This window comes from Sanguibacter inulinus, assembly GCF_013415325.1.
Classification (GTDB): domain Bacteria; phylum Actinomycetota; class Actinomycetes; order Actinomycetales; family Cellulomonadaceae; genus Sanguibacter; species Sanguibacter inulinus.
This window is the reverse complement of sequence record NZ_JACBYE010000071.1, coordinates 1-14,386: the sequence shown is the minus strand read 5'-3', so window position 1 is coordinate 14,386 and position 14,386 is coordinate 1. Positions and strand designations below refer to the sequence as shown.

Annotated in this window: 11 protein-coding genes and 1 pseudogene; 4 read left to right on the top strand and 8 right to left on the bottom strand. The window is 71.9% G+C overall.

What is annotated here, in order from left to right; translation table 11 throughout:
- Window positions 1–218 precede the first annotated feature (218 nt).
- The 3 genes from HZZ10_RS17940 to HZZ10_RS17930 form a co-directional block, all read right to left on the bottom strand.
- Window positions 219–1,145, bottom strand: a complete 927-nt coding sequence (locus HZZ10_RS17940) for a carbohydrate ABC transporter permease (RefSeq protein WP_179914554.1) — start codon at window positions 1,143–1,145, stop codon at window positions 219–221.
- The gene (locus HZZ10_RS17935) at window positions 1,142–2,074 is read right to left on the bottom strand and encodes a carbohydrate ABC transporter permease (RefSeq protein WP_179914553.1); all 933 of its coding nucleotides are present in this window, start codon (window positions 2,072–2,074) and stop codon (window positions 1,142–1,144) included. The genes HZZ10_RS17940 and HZZ10_RS17935 overlap by 4 nt, the downstream gene beginning before the upstream one ends.
- A 171-nt stretch (window positions 2,075–2,245) precedes the next feature.
- A complete protein-coding gene (locus tag HZZ10_RS17930) occupies window positions 2,246–2,722 on the bottom strand; it encodes an ASCH domain-containing protein (protein WP_056130396.1) in 477 nt (158 codons plus the stop codon).
- A gap of 360 nt (window positions 2,723–3,082) precedes the next feature.
- Between HZZ10_RS17930 and HZZ10_RS17925 the strand changes: the two genes are divergently transcribed.
- Window positions 3,083–3,679: a hypothetical protein gene (locus HZZ10_RS17925; protein ID WP_056127119.1), complete on the top strand. Its 597-nt coding sequence runs from the start codon at window positions 3,083–3,085 to the stop codon at window positions 3,677–3,679.
- 92 nt (window positions 3,680–3,771) lie between these two features.
- Here HZZ10_RS17925 and HZZ10_RS17920 read toward each other — a convergent pair whose 3' ends face one another.
- From HZZ10_RS17920 to HZZ10_RS17910, 3 genes are read right to left on the bottom strand one after another with little or no spacing between them, the layout of a single operon-like run.
- A complete protein-coding gene (locus HZZ10_RS17920; RefSeq protein WP_179914552.1) occupies window positions 3,772–4,704 on the bottom strand; it encodes a DUF4097 family beta strand repeat-containing protein in 933 nt (310 codons plus the stop codon).
- Complete coding sequence (locus tag HZZ10_RS17915; RefSeq protein WP_056127122.1) at window positions 4,701–5,375, bottom strand: response regulator transcription factor; 675 nt, start codon at window positions 5,373–5,375, stop codon at window positions 4,701–4,703. The genes HZZ10_RS17920 and HZZ10_RS17915 overlap by 4 nt, the downstream gene beginning before the upstream one ends.
- Window positions 5,363–6,868, bottom strand: coding sequence for a sensor histidine kinase (locus HZZ10_RS17910; protein WP_179914551.1), 1,506 nt, complete (start codon window positions 6,866–6,868; stop codon window positions 5,363–5,365). Before HZZ10_RS17910 ends, HZZ10_RS17915 begins: the two co-directional genes overlap by 13 nt.
- Before the next feature lie 460 nt (window positions 6,869–7,328).
- On the opposite strand from HZZ10_RS17910, the gene pdhA reads away from it, so the two are divergent.
- The 3 genes from pdhA to HZZ10_RS17895 all read left to right on the top strand — a co-directional run bounded on the left by pdhA (window position 7,329) and on the right by HZZ10_RS17895 (window position 11,373).
- On the top strand, window positions 7,329–8,474 hold the full coding sequence (gene pdhA / locus HZZ10_RS17905) for a pyruvate dehydrogenase (acetyl-transferring) E1 component subunit alpha (protein WP_179914555.1): 1,146 nt from the start codon (window positions 7,329–7,331) through the stop codon (window positions 8,472–8,474).
- Complete coding sequence (locus HZZ10_RS17900) at window positions 8,471–9,688, top strand: alpha-ketoacid dehydrogenase subunit beta (protein ID WP_179914550.1); 1,218 nt, start codon at window positions 8,471–8,473, stop codon at window positions 9,686–9,688. The genes pdhA and HZZ10_RS17900 overlap by 4 nt, the downstream gene beginning before the upstream one ends.
- Window positions 9,689–9,813: 125 nt before the next feature.
- Window positions 9,814–11,373 (top strand): dihydrolipoamide acetyltransferase family protein, encoded by a 1,560-nt coding sequence (locus HZZ10_RS17895; RefSeq protein ID WP_179914549.1) that lies wholly within the window; start codon window positions 9,814–9,816, stop codon window positions 11,371–11,373.
- Window positions 11,374–11,612: 239 nt separating this feature from the next.
- Here HZZ10_RS17895 and HZZ10_RS19200 read toward each other — a convergent pair whose 3' ends face one another.
- Together HZZ10_RS19200 and HZZ10_RS17885 are read right to left on the bottom strand one after the other, a co-directional pair.
- Window positions 11,613–13,205 carry a hypothetical protein gene (locus HZZ10_RS19200; protein WP_218928930.1) on the bottom strand — a complete coding sequence of 531 codons (1,593 nt, stop codon included), beginning with the start codon at window positions 13,203–13,205 and terminating at the stop codon, window positions 11,613–11,615.
- Between the two features lie 88 nt (window positions 13,206–13,293).
- Window positions 13,294–14,386, bottom strand: a pseudogene (locus tag HZZ10_RS17885) (hypothetical protein); the annotation flags it as partial.

Sequence of the window (14,386 nt, the reverse complement as noted above, 5' to 3'; positions counted from 1 at the left end):
GTGCGGGGCAGGTGGGTGGGGCGGTTCGACATGGGTCCTCCTCGGTGAGGGTGTCGCGCGGGGGTGAGGGAGTCGTGCGGAGACGGGGCTGTGTGGAGACAGGGCTGAGCGGAGACAGGGGTGGACGGAGTCGGGAGTCTCGTGCTGTGAGAGTGAGAGCGAGAGCGAGAGCGGTGCGGGTGCGGTGCGTGACGACTTGCCGTACGACCAGCGAGGCGTCAGCCCTTCACGGCGCCGGCGGTCAGACCGCCGACGAGGAACCTCTGCAATGCGATGAAGGCGATCGACACGGGCAGCGAGACGACGAGCGACGCCGCCATGAGCTCGGGCCATGCTGTCGCGGCCTCGCCGACGAAGGTGTTGACCAGGCCGGGCGGCAGCGTCTGCTTGTCCGGTCCGGCGAGGGTCAGGGCGAAGATGAAGTCGTTCCAGCCCCGGACGAAGGCGAACAGGCCGGCCGCGACCAGACCGGGTGCCGCGAGCGGCAGGACGATCGAGTGGATGATCCGCAGCCGCGACGCCCCGTCGACCCGTGCCGCCTCGACGAGCTCGTCGGGGATGGTGTCGAAGAACCCCTTGAGCATCCAGACGCACAGCGGCAGCGTGAAGGTCGTGAAGGAGAGCACGAGCGCTGCGTAGGTGTTGAGCAGCCCGTAGGCGCTGAACACGCTGTAGAGCGTCACGAGCAGGAGGGCCTGCGGGAACATCTGCGAGGAGAGCACCAGGTACATGAGTGACCGGCGCCCGCGGTACCGGAACTTCGAGAACGAGTACCCCATGTACGCGGAGACGACCACGCTGAGCAGGGCGGTGACGACCGAGACGATGATGCTGTTCTTGAGATACCCGAAGAGGGCGGCGTTGTCGAAGATCGCGCGGTAGGCGTCGAGGGTGACGGTCGACGGGAAGAGCCGCGGCGGGTACGAGAACACCTCGGAGCGCGGGGTGAGGGAGGTCGCGAGCAACCAGTAGACCGGGAGCAGCCCGAAGCCGCCGAAGACGACGACCACGGCCCAGGCGCTGATGCGCACCCCGCGTCGCTCGGAGCGCAGCGACCCTGTCAGCCCGCGGCGGGAGGTCGGCGGTGCGGGGTCGCCGGCGACGACGGGGGCTTCGGCGGTGGTGGTCGGGGACACGGCGCTCATCGCTGCTCGCCCTTCTCGGAGAACCGGATGTAGACGACGACGAGCACGAGCAGGATGAGCATCCACAGCAGGCCGAGCGCACCGGCCCGGCCGAGGTCGTAGCCCTTGAAGGCCGTCTCGTAGACGGCTGTCGCGAAGGTCTGGGTCGACCCTGCGGGGCCACCGCCGGTGAGCACGTAGATGATGTCGAAGTGCTGGAAGTTCCAGATGAACTCGAGCAGCAGGACCAGCCCGATGATCCCGGACATGTGCGGGACGGTGATCGAGAAGAACCGACGGACGGTGCCGGCGCCGTCCATCTCGGCGGCCTCGTGGAGCTCACCGGGGACGGTCTGGAGCCCGGCGAGGAGCATGACCATCATCCAGGGGAAGCTCTGCCAGGTCTTCGCGACGATCACGGCGCCCATGGCGGTCCCGGGCTGGGCGAGCCAGGCCTGCGGGGAGTCGATGACCCCGAGCCCTTCGAGGACGCCGTTCATCACGCCGTAGTTGGCGTTGAAGATCCACATCCACAGGAAGGACACGACGACCCCGGGGATGAGCCACGGGATGAGCATGAGCCCTCGCATGACCTTCGCCCCTGCGATGCGGGTGTTGAGCGCGAGGGCGAGCCCGAAGCCGATGACGAAGGGGACCACCGTGGTCCCGACCGTGAAGACCATCGTCTGGCCGAAGATCTGCCAGAAGTTGCCGTCGAGCACCGCCCGGATGTTGTCGAGACCGACGAACTCCCGGCCCGGCACCACGAGGCTCTGCTTGAAGAAGGCCGTGACGAGGGCGGAGACCAGCGGGTAGACGACGACTGCGCCGAGGAGCGCGAGGCCTGGGAGCACCAGGAGGACGGCGAAGACGCCGTCGCTCAGGCGTCGGGGCGCCGGCGGATTCTGTTTAACCGTGTTGCTTGATGTGTTTATCTGTGAAGTTCGCATGCTCACGTCCGTGTGAGGGAGAGCCTCGACGATGAGGCTTCTGGCTTGACTCCTGGCCAGAGTGCCCGAACCGCGACGAGGACGTCAACCGCCTCGGGTCACGGTTGTGTAACGGGTACCGGAGGGGTGAGCAATGCTGTTCAAGTAAACATGATTGAGCGTGTCTGTGCTTCAGCTCGGGCGCGTGCGCGCAGCCTCCGCGACCTCCGGCGGCCACACGACCGAGAAACGCTCGAGCACGATCTCCTGCTCGGGTGACCACACAGCGCCTCGCGCAGCGCACCCGCGGACCCAGTACTTCTCGTGCTCGACCCGCCACGACTCGAGCGACCTGTCGTCCTCGCCCTCGTCGAAGGCGAAGGCCGCGTCCACCTGGTCGAAGGTCGCCAGACGCAGCTCCGTGCTGCGCAGGACAGCGCGCGGCGCCCCCGTGCTGTCGCAGGCGATCCAGTGCGAGCCGACCCGAGGCAGGTCGTCGCCGCGCGCCGCGAACTCTTCGGTGAGCTCGGCCGTCGCGCGCTTGCGGCCCGAGAGGACCAGCCCGAGCAGGGCGTCGGCCAGCGCCGCAGAGTCCCCGAAGCCCTCGACCGTGTACTCCGGGCACACGCTGACGGCCGACGGCACGGCGCGGGAGTAGTCCGCCCACATCCGCTCGGCGGCAGCGGTGTCTGCCGGGGCCGCGGGGGTGGGGGGTGATGCGAGAGCAGGGTCGACTGCGGGGAGGTGGGAGGTCACGGTGGTTCCGTTCGTGGTCGTGGTCCGGGGGATGGGCGCGGGGCTGTGCTCGTGTGACTGCTCGCTCGTGCGACTGCTCGCTCGCGCACGGTAGCGGCTGCATCGTCCCAGCCGGACAGCGGGACGGCGACCTTTTTCCTCCTCCGACGACTGAGCACCCTCTCCCTCGGGAGGGTGCTCAGCCCCTACACTCGCTTCCTACACTCACGTGTGCCGCACCACCCCCCAGGGGCGGTGACCGCAGCCGGCAGCACATCCTCAGGAGGACACCGCATGGACCCGCAGACGGCAGAGATCTTCGCCCGCAGCTCCGACGGCGCCGCCGCAGCGCTCGGCGTCGGGCTCGTCGTCCTCCTCGTCGTCCTCTACGCCGGGCTCATCTTCGCCGTGTTCTACGTGTACTCACGGATCGTGAAGAAGGCCGGCTACCCGTGGCCCTGGATCTTCATCATGCTCGTGCCCGTGGTCAACATCGTGATGATCTGCATGTTCGCCCTCAAGGAGTGGCCGATCGAGCGTGAGCTCGCCAGGACGCGTGCGGCGCTCGCGGTCGAGACCGGCAGCCCCTACCCGGACCCGTCGGTCTACGGCTTCACCGACTACCCGATCGACTACGCAGACACCCAGCGCTTCGCCGGCGCGATCCAGCCCGGCGGGTACCCCACGCAGGGCGGTTCGCCCTTCGGTTCGCAGTACCCCGCGCCCGACGCGTCCCAGGGCTACAGCACGCCCGGCCAGCAGGGCTACGCGACCCCAGGCCCGCAGTACGGTCTGCCCGACACCGGGTGGCAGGGGCAGAACGACGGTCTGTACGGCACGCCCGACCAGCCCGGCGACGGCAAGCAGAACCCCTGGGCTCCCAAGGGCTGACAGGCGAGGACGGTCTAGGGCGCAGGGCCGCCGCGATCTGGTCTCCGCTGCGGCCCTGCGCGGCTCGTGCCTGCTCCGTGCCCGCCCTCGTCTCACTCCGCGCCGAGGTACGACACGTCGCCGCTGCTCGAGCGGATCGTCACGGTCCGTGAGGCCGACGGGTCGGTCGGCGCGTCGACGGTCGACCGTCCGTCACCCGTGCTGATCTCGAGGGCGACGGCGGTCCCGGTGCCGCGGACGACCACCTCGCCGTCACCCGACGTGGCGACCACGTCGCCCCGGACACCACCGACGCGGACAGCGCCCGACGACGTGGTCGCCGACGCGGAGCCCGTCACCTCGCGCGCCTCGACGTCACCGTCGCCCGACTCGGCCGTGGCGTCGCCCGTGACCCCGTCGACGACCACACGGCCGCTGCTCGTCCGGGCCTCCACGGTGCCCCCGGCGTCGCGGACCGTCACGTCACCGTCCCCGCTGCGCGCGACGACGCCCGTGACTGCTCCGTCCACCTCGACACGGCCGCTGCTCGTGCGGGCGTCGACGCGCCCGCCGGCGCCGGCGACGAGCACGTCGCCGTCCCCGCTCTCGACGCGCAGGTCACCCTCGACCCCCTCGACGCGGACGGCGCCGCTGCCTGTGCGGACGACGACCTCCGTGCCCGCGGGCACCTGCACGACCAGGTCGGCCTGGCAGACCCCGTTGCTCCACCACCGCGGGCAGGAGTGCTCGACCGCGAGCGTGCCGCCGGACTCGACGGCCTCGTAGCTGACGTCCTGGAACCCCGTCCTGGCACGACGCTCGACCTCGATGCTGTCCGTGCTGCCGACGGTGACCGTCACATCGCCGTCGGCGGTGAGCTCGACCGTCGGGACTGCGTCCAGGGTCTGCGACGACACCGTCGTCGAGGACGACAACCAGTCGGCGGCCTGGTAGCCGCCCTGGGCGATCGCCACGACGGCGATCGCGCTGCCGACCCAGAGGAGGGTCCGGCCGCGGCGGCTCCGCGGTCCGCTGGGTGCGCTCATGATCCGGCTCCTCGGGTGGGTGCGTGCTCGAGCCAGCGCAGCACGGCGAGCACGCGGCGGTGGTCGTCGGCGTCGGGCGCGAGGTCGAGCTTGGTCAGGATGGAGGTGACGTGCTTCTCGACGGCGGCGGTCCCGACGACCAGCATCTCGGCGATCGCGCCGTTCGAGCGGCCCTCGGCCATGAGACCGAGGACCTCGCGCTCGCGCGCCGTGAGCCTGTCGACGCCTGTGCCGCGGGTCCGGGCGAGCAGCTGGGACACCACCTCGGGGTCGATCACCGTCCCACCCCCGGAGACCCTGCCGAGAGCGTCGAGGAAGTCGTCGACGTCGGCGACCCGGTCCTTGAGGACGTAGCCGAGCGCGCGGACGTCACCGGCGAAGAGCTCGGTCGCGTAGCGCTGCTCGACGTACTGCGACAGCACGAGGACCGGGAGGCCCGGGTGCAGGCTGCGTAGGTGCACGGCGGCCCGCAGACCCTCGTCCGTGTGCGTCGGGGGCATCCGCACGTCCGTGACCAGCACGTCGGGCAGCTCGTGGGGACCCAGGTGCGCGAAGGCGGCGACGAGCTCGTCGGCCGACCTGTAGCCGGTGACGGTGTGCCCCTCGGCCACGAGCAGACGGGTGAGGCCGTCGAGCAGGAGGACAGAGTCCTCGGTGATCACGATGCGCACGGTACCTCCACCATGATGCGGGTCCCGCGGCCTGCGGGGCTGTCGAGCCTGAACGTGCCGTCGAGGGCCTCGACGCGGCTGCGCAGCCCGTCGAGCCCGCCGCCCGGAGAGGCTGTCGCGCCGCCGCGTCCGTCGTCGACGACCTCGAGACGCAAGACAGCCCCACTGGCCCCCAGTCCGATCCCGGCGACCACGTGCACACGGGTCGCGCCCGAGTGCCGGGCGGAGTTGGTGAGGGCCTCGGCCGTGACGAAGTACGCGGCCGCCTGGGCGCCAGGGCTCGCGGCCGACAGCGCGGCCGGGTCGGGCACCTCGACTGTCACCGGCACGGGGTGGCGTGCGGCGATCGCGGAGAGCGCCGCGTCGAGCCCACGGTCGGTAAGGACCGCCGGGTGGATGCCCCGGACGAGGTCGCGCAGCTCGGACAGCGTCTCCTTGATCTCGCGGTGCGCGTGGTCGAGGGCTGCCGCCGCCGCGTCAGGGTCGGTCGCCGCGGCACGCTTCGCGGTCCCGAGCTCGACACCGAGGGCGACGAGCCGCTGCTGCGCACCGTCGTGCAGGTCGCGCTCGATGCGCCGCCTGTCGTCGTCCGCCGCACCGACGGCACGGGTGCGGGTCGTCGCGAGGTGGTCCGCGCGCTGCTCGGCGCGCGCCGCGACCTCACGGGCCTGCTCGGCCTCGGCCTCGGCGCGCCGCACCTCGACCGACACCCTCGAGAGCCCGAGGAGTGAGCGGGCCAGCCGCACGTGCACGAGGGCCAGCGCCTGCGTCGCGACAGCCCAGACCCACGGCCCGACGACCCCGGCCGCGACGAGCGCGACCTGCGAGACGCTCGGGCCGTCGTCCCACGACAGCACCGGGGACAGCAGCAGCGCGAGCACAGCGCCCAGGCTCCACGCGACGACGACCTCGAGCGCGACCAGCAGCATGGCGACGGCGGCGTACGCGACGGCGCCCCACGCGACCCTGTCGGTCGTCGCGGCGACGAGGCCGCGCCACGACCTGAGCCGGGGACGGGTGCGCGCCGGGCCCGGGGTGATCAGCACGCCGAGCTGCGCGAGCAGCCGACCACGCTCGACCCGCGCGAAGCCTCGGGCAGCGGGGAGGGCGACGAGCAAGATCAGCGCCCCGAGGCCGAAGACGGGCAGCAGCCCGACGCCGAGCGCCGCGAGCACGGTCGAGAGGATGCCTGTGACGAGCAGCCAGGGGAACCCGATGCTCGCCTGGGCGACGGCGCGCCACGTCGCGGGGTCCACGGGGGCCCGCAGCAGGGCGGTGCCACCTGCGAGCGCCGGGGCGACCGTCGACAGGTCCTGCAGCCTGCTCGTCCCGGGGGACGTCTCGAGGTCGACCTTCGCGGCTGGCTCTGCGGCTGACGCCGAGGGGTCCGCCGTGGCTGTCGCCCAGGGAGTCGCGGTGTCTGCCTCCGGGGGCGTCGCCGGCTGCGACCCGGGCGGGCCTTCCGACGCTGAGTGCTGCGCTGTGCTGGGCATGAGGCCAAGAGTAGAGACTGGGCGGGGTGCATCCTCAGCCTGTGGCCCCACCGTTCGGGGGTAGGGGTAGCCCACCTGTCCGTGCGGGTCGGCAGGCGGGGAGATGGGTGCGGGGCGCTTCGGTGCAGGCGGGTGAGTGCAGGGGTGCGGTGGTGCAGCGGGGCTGCCGAGCGTGCGAGCAGACGGCCAGTGGGCGCAGGGTCGGGCTGGCCCCACCCTCGGTCCGGGGGACCTTCGGCTGCCGCACCAGGTGCGCGGCTCGGTAGTGTCCGAAGCAGACAAGACCTGCTGCCGAGCGTTGTCCAGGCGGCACGAGACGAACCTACGCTTGCGTAAGTTACGCTGGCGTAGCCTACTGAGAGGTAGGGAGACGATGCCGGCTGGCTCGACGTCGTCCGACTCCGTGCGCAGGCCTCGCAGCCCGTGCACTGACCGTGGAGGAGAAGGCGTGACCGACCTGATGCAGCCGACAGAGGCTTCCCAGACCGACGAGGACGCACCCGTCCAGCTCGTCACCCCCGACGGCCGCCGCGTGGCCGACGACCGCAACGCGCCCTACAGGGCCCGCACCAGCCACCTCGGCCCCGAGGAGCTCCGCGGTCTCTACCGCGACATGGTCCTCGTCCGCCGTTTCGACACCGAGGCCACGGCCCTCCAGCGCCAGGGCGAGCTCGCGCTCTTCGCACCGCTCCTCGGCCAGGAGGCCGCGCAGATCGGCTCCGGCCGTGCCCTCGCGCCGCAGGACGTCGCCTTCCCGTCGTACCGCGAGCACGGCGTCGCGCACACCCGCGGCCTCGACATGGCACAGATCCTCCGCCTGTTCCGCGGGGTCGACCACGGCGGCTGGGACTCCGAGGCGCACAACTTCCACCTCTACACCCTCGTCATCGGCTCGCACTCCCTCCACGCGACCGGCTACGCGATGGGTGTCCAGCGCGACGGGCTCGTCGGCACCGGGGACCCCGAGCGCGACACCGCCGTCATCACGTACTTCGGCGACGGCGCCACCTCGCAGGGCGACGTGAGCGAGGCCCTCGGCTTCGCGGCCGTCAACAACGCCCCCGTCGTGCTGTTCTGCCAGAACAACCAGTGGGCCATCTCCGTCCCGACCTCGACCCAGACGCGCGTCCCGCTGTACCGCCGCGGTGCCGGCTTCGGCGTCCCGAGCGTCCGCGTCGACGGCAACGACGTCCTCGCCTGCTACGCGGTGACCGCCGAGGCCCTCGAGCGTGCCCGCAGCGGCGGCGGACCGACCTTCATCGAGGCCGTCACCTACAGGATGGGTGCTCACACCACCTCCGACGACCCCACCCGCTACCGCACCCGCGCCGAAGAGGACTACTGGCGCGACCGCGACCCGATCGCCCGCCTGCACGCGCTCCTCGTCTCCGAGGGCGCCTGGGACGACGAGGCCGCTGCGGCCCTCGATGCCGAGTGCGAGGCCCTCGGCGAGCGGATCCGCGCGAGCGTCCGTGCGCTCGGCAAGCCCGCCGCCGCGTCCATGTTCGACCACGTCTACGCGACGGACCACCAGGTGGTCTCGCGCGAGAGCGCCTGGTTCGAGTCCTACGAGTCGTCCTTCACGGACCAGGGAGGCCACCGATGAGCACGCCGACCAGCACCACCACCAGCAGCACCAGCAGCACGGCCGGCCGCCCCCAGGCTGCCGCACCGATCCCCACCGACGTCCAGACGCTGCCCTTCGCCAAGGCGATCAACGCCGGTCTGCGCGCCGCCCTCGGCGGTGACGACAAGGTCCTGCTCATGGGCGAGGACATCGGCCCGCTCGGCGGAGTCTTCCGCGTGACCGACGGGCTCCAGGCCTCGTTCGGCGCGGACCGCGTCGTGGACACCCCGCTCGCCGAGTCCGGGATCCTCGGCACGGCGATCGGCCTCGCGCTGCGTGGCTACAGGCCGGTCTGCGAGATCCAGTTCGACGGCTTCATCTTCCCGGCCTTCGACCAGATCACCACGCAGCTCGCCAAGATGCACTACAGGTCGCGCGGGCGTCTCACGGTCCCCGTCGTCGTCCGGGTGCCCTACGGCGGCGGCATCGGCGCGGTCGAGCACCACTCGGAGAGCCCCGAGGTGCTGTTCGCGCACACCCCCGGGCTGCGCGTGGTCTCGCCCGGGTCGCCCCAGGACGCCTACACGATGATCCAGGAGGCGATCGCCAGCCCTGACCCCGTGCTCTTCTTCGAGCCCAAGGGCCGGTACTGGGAGAAGGGCGCGGTCGACCTCTCGGCCGGACCCTACGGGCGACGCGCTGCGGAGCAGCAGGGTGCTGACGCTGACCAGCAGGGTGCGGCTGACGAGCAGAGCGCCGGCGGGCAGGGCGACGCCGACGAGCAGCCCGTGCGCGAGTCCATCACCGTGCGCGAGCCGATCACCGTGGCCGAGGCCAACGGCTTCGCGACGCTCAACACGGCCGTGGTCGCACGGCCGGGCACCGACCTCACCCTCGTCGCCTACGGGCCGACTGTCGCGACGGCCCTCAAGGTCGCCGAGGCCGCCGCGTCGGAGGGCACGAGCATCGAGGTGGTCGACCTGCGCTCCATCTCGCCCCTCGACACCGATACGGTGGTCGAGTCGGTGCGCAAGACGCACCGCTGCGTGGTCGTGCACGAAGCCCCCACCTTCCTCGGGACGGGTGCCGAGATCGCCGCGACAGTCACGGAGCGGTGCTTCTACGACCTCGAGGCGCCGGTGCTGCGGGTGGGCGGGTTCCACACGCCGTACCCCGTCGCGAAGATCGAGCACGAGTACCTGCCGAGCCTCGACAGGGTGCTCGACGCCGTCGACCGCTCGCTCGCGTTCTGAGGCGCAGGCGGGGGTGGGGACACCCGCCCGCGCCCCGCTCCAGACCGCACCCGTCTGCACCTGTCTGCGCTGCACGCGCGACCCGCACGCCCGCCGTTTCTCGTCTGTACTGCCGGAGGACCTAGATGCCCACCTTTGAGCGCTTCACCATGCCGGACGCCGGCGAAGGCCTCACCGAGGCGGAGATCGTCGCGTGGCACGTCGCTGTCGGCGACCGTGTCACCGTGAACCAGACGATCGTCGAGATCGAGACGGCCAAGTCTCTCGTCGAGCTCCCCTCGCCCTTCGCGGGCGTGGTCTCCGAGATCCTCGCCGAGGTCGGGGCCGTCGTCGAGGTCGGCGTGCCGATCATCGTCGTGGACACCGACCCCGACGGGGTCGCGCCGAGCGCGGGCTCGGGTGGCGAGGCTGGCGCTGAGGGGGCTGGGGCTGCTGAGACCGGGGCTGGGTCGTCTGACGCGGCTGCGGCTGAGGCGAGCGAGGGCTCTGGTGCTGTGCTCGTCGGCTACGGCGTCGCGACGGGTGGGACGACGCGTCGTGCTCGACGTGCTGCGGAGCCTGCTGGAGCCGGCGCGCCTGGGCAGGGTGCGGCCTCGTCTGCCTCGCAGGCTGCGCCGTCTGCTCCCGCACCTGCACCTGCACCCGCGCCCGCTCCTGCTCGGCCCGCTGCTCCTGCTCAGCCCGCGGCTCCACGTGCAGCTCGTCCTGCCGTCGCGCCGCCGGCCTTCGCCGCGCAGTCTGTGGGGTCGGTCTCGCAGGTCGCGCCGCGCCCCGGGTCGCTCGCCGTCCGTGCGAAGCCGCCCGTGCGCAAGCTCGCCCGGGACCTCGGCCTCGACCTGTCGAGCGTCACCGCGACGGGCCCCGGTGGCATCGTCACCCGGGAAGACGTCCTCGCCTACAGTGCGCAGGCTCAGCCGCGCGCCCTCGCGACCTACGTCGACGACGACGCGCCGTGGCTCGCCTCCGGGCAGGTGTCCTCCGACGGTCGCCAGACCCGGGTGCCCGTCAAGAGCGTCCGCAAGCGCACGGCCGAGGCCGTCGTCACGAGCGCCTTCACGGCGCCGCACGTCACCGTGTTCCACACCCTCGACGTCACCAAGACGATGCGTCTGCTCGACAGGCTCCGCAAGGACCGCGAGTTCACCGACGTGCGCGTCACGCCGCTGCTCATCACCGCGAAGGCGCTGCTGATCGCGATCAACCGTCACCCGGAGATCAACGCGAGCTGGGACGAGGACGCGCAGGAGATCGTCTACAAGCACTACGTGAACCTCGGGATCGCCGCGTCGACACCGCGCGGGCTGATCGTGCCGAACATCAAGGACGCGCACAGGCTCGGGCTCAAGTCGCTCGCCCAGGGGATCGCCGACCTCACCGCGACAGCGCGGGCAGGACGCACCAGCCCGTCCGACATGTCCGACGGGACCATCACGATCACCAACGTCGGCGTGTTCGGCATCGACACCGGCACCCCGATCCTCAACCCGGGCGAGGCCGCGATCCTCGCCTTCGGGGCGATCCGCGAGCAGCCGTGGGTGCACAAGGGCAAGATCAAGAAGCGCTACGTCACCCAGCTCGCGCTGAGCGTCGACCACCGCCTCGTCGACGGGGCCCTCGCGTCGAGGCTGCTGTCCGACGTCGCCGCTGTGCTGCAGGAGCCGGCACAGGCACTCGTCTGGGGTTGAGGGCGCAGGCTGCGCGGGCAGGGCGGTCTTGTAGGCCGAGCAGGCGGTGCGTGACTGCAAGGCTGCGTGGTCTCGTGACACGCCGAAGGCCGGGATGGCGATGAGCCATCCCGGCTTCCGGCGTCGTGCGTCCTGAGGCGGAGAGCCTCAGGGTGCGCTGACCTCGTGGACCTCGTGGACCTCGTGGACCTCGTGGACCTCGTGGGGTACGTGCGGGTCAGCGCAGTCGAGCTTGACGGTCAGATGGTGCGGCGCGCTGCGCGCCGGAGGCCGAGGCCACCGGCGATCAGCAGAGCCACGAGGGCGAGCAGGTTGGGGGCCTGCGTGCCGGTGTGCGCCAGCTGGGCGGACGGAGCGGACTCCGCCATCCACCGGGTCGAGGTGGCCGAGGTCCCGGCGGACCCGCGGTCGGCAGAGACAGCCGTCGTCGCCTCGGTGGTCGTGGTGCTGACCATCGCTCCGGCGGTCGTCAGACCACCTGCGCCACCACCGGAGGTGACGGGGTCGGTCGTCGTCCCGGGGACGACAGGCGTGACGGGGTCGGTCGGGTCGATCGGGCCTGTGGGGTCGACGGGGTCCGTCGGGTCGACGGGGTCGGTCGGGTCGATCGGACCTGTGGGGTCGATCGGACCTGTGGGGTCGACCGGGTCAGTGGGGTCGACCGGGTCGACCGGGTCGGTCGGGTCCACGGGGGTCGTCGGGACCGTCGGGACGACGACGGTGCTCTCAGCATCGCCGATCACTCCCACTGCGACGCCCGAGAGGTCGACACCGAGCGAGATCGGAGCAGTCACCCCGAGGTCGTTCAGCACGCCGTCGAGGAGACCGCCGGTCGAGATGCCGCCCGGGGTGGTGGGTGTGCCGGTGGTGGTTCCGCCGGTGGTGGTGCTGCTGGCGTCGCCGATCACGCCGAGGGCGAGTCCGGAGAGGTCGAGGTCGACGTCGATGGGTGCGATGGCGTCGGTGCCGTTGAGGATGCCGTCGGTGGGTCCGGCGGTGCCTGTGGCGGGGGTTGTGGGTGTTGCCGGTGTGGTGCTGGTTCCGCTGGTGGTGGTGCTGGTGGCGTCGCCGATCACGCCGAGGGCGAGTCCGGAGAGGTCGAGGTCGACGTCGACCGGTGCGGTGACGTCCGTCCCGTTGAGGATGCCGTCGGTCTCGCCTGCGGCGGGAGCCTCGGGTGCGGGTGCGGGTGCGGGTGCGGGTGCCGGGGTCACGACTGTGGACTCGGCATCTCCGATGCCGCCGATGGCGATGCCGGAGAGGTCGACGTCCACGTCGATGGGTGCGGCGACGTCGGTGCCGTTGAGGACGCCGTCGGTCTCGCTGGTGGCGGGAGCCTCAGGTGCAGGTGCAGGTGCAGGTGCAGGTGCAGGTGCAGGCGCTGGCGCCGGGGTCACGACTGTGGTCTCGGCGTCTCCGATGCCGCCTACGGCGATGCCGGAGAGATCGACGTCCACGTCGACAGGTGCGGCGACGTCCGTCCCGTTGAGGATGCCGTCTGTCTCCGGTGCAGGTGCCGGTACCGGGGCGGGCTCGGCGACCGGGGTCGTCTCGGCCGGTGCCTGGACGGGTAGCTCGGCCACGGGGCCGGTCTCTGCCGGCGGTGTCTGCGGGGGCGCCGCAGGTGCCGGCTGGACGACGGTGCTGGACGCGTCGCCCAGGAGTCCGAGGGACAGCCCGGAGAGGTCGACGTCGACTGTCACCGGCGCGACCACCTCCGACCCGTTCCCGATGCCGTCGGTGTCTGCTGCGTGGGCTGCTGCTGTGCCTGCGAGCACCAGACCGCTGGCGAGCAGCGTGGTGCGCAGAGCGCGCTTGACGTACGTGTTCATGAGAGCTCGTTCCTGACGTGAGAGCGTGCGCGCAGACCGGTCGGTCTGCTGCGGGGCGTGGTCGACGACGAGGGTCGACGGGGCCCGCTCAGTCAGGTGCTACGGAGATGTCCTGTGCCACGTCCTGCCACGGGGCGACGTCGCCCGCGGTGAGGACCCACGCCGCGAGCAGCGGCATGGTCGGGTCGGTCGGGAGGATCGCGTCGGTCGCCCAGGGGGCCCGCGTCGTCGGGGACGCCGAGCCGGGGGCCGACGGGGCTGCGGGGACCGCGGGCTGGGTCGGGAAGACCGGCTCGCCGAGGCGGGGTGCGGCAGGGGCCGACGCGGACCCGGAGGAGGAGCCGGTGGCGGGGGAGGCGAGCGCGGTCGGGACGGAGCCCGCGACGCTGCCTGCGAGGTCGGTGACGAAGGGGGAACCGCTCACGCGGTGCTCGGTGAGCGTCTCTGTCCCGAGAGTCGGCGCACCCGACGAGCCCGTCGTGGCAGCCGCGTCTTCACGACCTGCGGCGGCTGGTGAGACCATCGTGGACGTGGAGGAGCCAGAGCTCTCCGGGTCGGCGGCTGGGGGCGTGATCATGCCCGAGCCAGGCGGGGTCCCGGGGCTGCCGGTCGGCGGCGGAGGAATCACGACAGGCGGCAGCGGACCGACCACGTCGATCACCGGGTCGACGACCGGGGTGACGACGGGCGACAGCGCGTCGACGACGGGGACCAGGACGTCTGTCACGGGGGTCAGGACCGCCGCGACCGGCGCGACCACGTCGAGCACCGGTGTCAGCACCCCGAGGACAGGCGGCAGGACCGCCCCGACCACAGGGGAGACAACAGGCACGAGCGGGGCCAGGACGGGCGGGAGCACTGCGCCGACGGCTCCGGAGACGGGGGCCAGCACGTCGACCGCGGGGTCCAGCACGGGGAGGACGACGTCCTCGACGACTGGCGAGACAGCCTCGCCGACGGGCGTGAGGACGGTGTCCAGGACCGGGTCGGTGCTGGTCAGCACAGCGTCCACGACTGTGCCGACGACGGGAGCCGTCGCGTCGACGACGGGTGCTGCGAGGTCCGTGACGGGCTCGACGACGGCGCCGACCACGGGAGCCACGACCTGCGTCACCGGGGTGACCACGGCGTCGACCACCGGAGCAACGGGCTGCTCGACGGTGGGTGGGGATGAGGGAGGT

Bases quoted from the DNA above. Each gene is read 5' to 3' on its own strand.
- HZZ10_RS17940 (WP_179914554.1), bottom strand. From the start codon at position 1,145: ATGAGCGCCGTGTCCCCGACCACCACCGCCGAAGCCCCCGTCGTCGCC.
- HZZ10_RS17935 (WP_179914553.1), bottom strand. From the start codon at position 2,074: ATGCGAACTTCACAGATAAACACATCAAGCAACACGGTTAAACAGAAT.
- HZZ10_RS17930 (WP_056130396.1), bottom strand. From the start codon at position 2,722: ATGTGGGCGGACTACTCCCGCGCCGTGCCGTCGGCCGTCAGCGTGTGC.
- HZZ10_RS17925 (WP_056127119.1), top strand. From the start codon at position 3,083: ATGGACCCGCAGACGGCAGAGATCTTCGCCCGCAGCTCCGACGGCGCC.
- HZZ10_RS17920 (WP_179914552.1), bottom strand. From the start codon at position 4,704: ATGAGCGCACCCAGCGGACCGCGGAGCCGCCGCGGCCGGACCCTCCTC.
- HZZ10_RS17910 (WP_179914551.1), bottom strand. From the start codon at position 6,868: ATGCCCAGCACAGCGCAGCACTCAGCGTCGGAAGGCCCGCCCGGGTCG.
- pdhA (WP_179914555.1), top strand. From the start codon at position 7,329: ATGCAGCCGACAGAGGCTTCCCAGACCGACGAGGACGCACCCGTCCAG.
- HZZ10_RS17900 (WP_179914550.1), top strand. From the start codon at position 8,471: ATGAGCACGCCGACCAGCACCACCACCAGCAGCACCAGCAGCACGGCC.
- HZZ10_RS17895 (WP_179914549.1), top strand. From the start codon at position 9,814: ATGCCCACCTTTGAGCGCTTCACCATGCCGGACGCCGGCGAAGGCCTC.
- HZZ10_RS19200 (WP_218928930.1), bottom strand. From the start codon at position 13,205: ATGAACACGTACGTCAAGCGCGCTCTGCGCACCACGCTGCTCGCCAGC.